General features: G+C 47.0%; 1 tRNA gene. It reads right to left on the bottom strand.

Annotated features, from left to right (window positions below):
• Window positions 1-76, bottom strand: a tRNA-Val gene (locus EXT43_RS20595).
• Between the last annotated feature and the right edge of the window lie 171 nt (window positions 77-247).

The following is a 247-nucleotide window of genomic DNA, read 5'->3' as shown; positions in this document are numbered from 1 at the left end:
TGGTGGGTCGTACTGGACTTGAACCAGTGACCCTCGCCTTGTAAGGGCGATGCTCTCCCAACTGAGCTAACGACCCACATATAAATTTTGTTTTAAGATTAAATGGTTGGTTTTACTGAACTTAACCACCGAGCCTTTTCGTTGTAAAGAGTTGCGATGCTCTTTGCTTCAAAAAGTAAATGGTGGGTCGTACTGGACTTGAACCAGTGACCCTCGCCTTGTAAGGGCGATGCTCTCCCAACTGAGC

This window comes from Pseudoalteromonas sp. CO109Y, from assembly GCF_004208935.1.
GTDB classification, from domain to species: domain Bacteria; phylum Pseudomonadota; class Gammaproteobacteria; order Enterobacterales; family Alteromonadaceae; genus Pseudoalteromonas; species Pseudoalteromonas shioyasakiensis.
The sequence above is the reverse complement of the archived record's forward strand: the minus strand, read 5'-3'. Positions and strand labels throughout refer to the sequence as shown.